Genomic DNA, 1231 nt, shown 5'->3' with positions numbered 1-1231 from the left:
CGCCCGGCGAGGGCCGCGGCCCGCGCCATCGCGACCTCCTCGGGCGGCTCGGCGAGCGCCGGCGGCCAGTCGAGGAAGATCCGCCACAGGTGCTCGCGGACCGTCTCGGCCGCGATCAGCCGCGCACGCGCGCGCCGCACCCGAGCGCGCCCTGGGGCATCCGCCCCCGCGGCGGCGGCCTGCTCGATGGCCTCGGCACAGGCGACCGCCTGGGCCGTCGCACACAGGCTGTAGAGGGTCGGCAGCAGCCGCGCGACGGTCGCGGCGTCGCGGCCGGCGAAGAGCCGGGCCGCGGCCGGCGGCCGGGCGTACGCCAGTTCGACCTGGACACCGTCGGCGCCCTGATCGAGCAGAATCCGGAGTCGGCCGGCGAGATCCCGCATGGCCCCTCGGCAGCCTCCCTGGGTGCGTGGAAGATGGCTCGGAGTCTAACCGACGCGGCCGTTACAATGCCCGCATCGGCACTGTGCCATCACCCGCGACCGAAGGCCGCCAAAACCAGACCGCCTCCACCATGTTGACTCAGGACCAACTCGCCCGCCTGCGCCAGGACATCGTCTTCACCGCCGAGCTCGGCGGCCGCCCGATGACGCTGCACAGCACCTGGGGGCTCTTCTCGCCGCGCGAGATCGACGAGGGCACCCGGCTGCTGCTCGCGCACCTGGAGGTCGCGCCGAGCGCCGACTGCCTCGACCTCGGCTGCGGCTACGGGCCGCTCGGCCTGGCGCTCGCGGCGCGCGCCCCCGAGGGTCGCACCCTGATGGTCGACAAGGACTTCGTCGCCATCGACTACGCCAACGGCAACGCCGCACGAAACGGGCTCACCAACGCGCAGGCCCGGCTCAGCAACGGCTTCGACCAGATCGACCCGAAGGAACGCTTCGACCTGATCGCGAGCAATGTCCCGGCCAAGGTCGGCAAGGAGCTCCTCGCGCTGCTGCTGCACGACGCCCACGCCCGGCTGCGCCCGGGCGGACACCTCTACCTGGTCACGATCAACGGGCTGCGCCAGTACATCAAGCGCAACCTCACCGAGGTCTTCGGCAACTACGACAAGCTCAAGCAGGGCGCCCACTACACGGTCGCGCTGGCCCGCAGGGACTAAGGATCTGTCCGCAAATAAGTGTCTCATTCTGAGCGCCCTGCTATGATAGGGGCATGGTCGATGAGATCGCGATCAAGAAGCGATTTGAACTGCTGGCGCCGGTACTCGATGAGCGCCTGCGGCGAC

1 protein-coding gene and 1 pseudogene are annotated in these 1231 nt (G+C 70.7%); one reads left to right on the top strand and one right to left on the bottom strand.

Annotated features, from left to right (window positions below; translation table 11 throughout):
* Positions 1 to 383, bottom strand: a pseudogene (locus CKO41_RS18270) (nickel-dependent hydrogenase large subunit); the annotation flags it as partial.
* A gap of 131 nt (positions 384 to 514) precedes the next feature.
* On the opposite strand from CKO41_RS18270, the gene CKO41_RS18265 reads away from it, so the two are divergent.
* Complete coding sequence (locus CKO41_RS18265) at positions 515 to 1105, top strand: class I SAM-dependent methyltransferase (protein WP_200383288.1); 591 nt, start codon at positions 515 to 517, stop codon at positions 1103 to 1105.
* Positions 1106 to 1231 lie beyond the last annotated feature (126 nt).

Origin of the sequence: Thiococcus pfennigii (genome assembly GCF_016583835.1) — a bacterium.
In the GTDB taxonomy this organism is placed as follows: domain Bacteria; phylum Pseudomonadota; class Gammaproteobacteria; order Chromatiales; family Chromatiaceae; genus Thiococcus; species Thiococcus pfennigii.
The sequence above is the reverse complement of the archived record's forward strand: the minus strand, read 5'-3'. Positions and strand labels throughout refer to the sequence as shown.

Bases quoted from the DNA above. Each gene is read 5' to 3' on its own strand.
- CKO41_RS18265 (WP_200383288.1), top strand. From the start codon at position 515: ATGTTGACTCAGGACCAACTCGCCCGCCTGCGCCAGGACATCGTCTTC.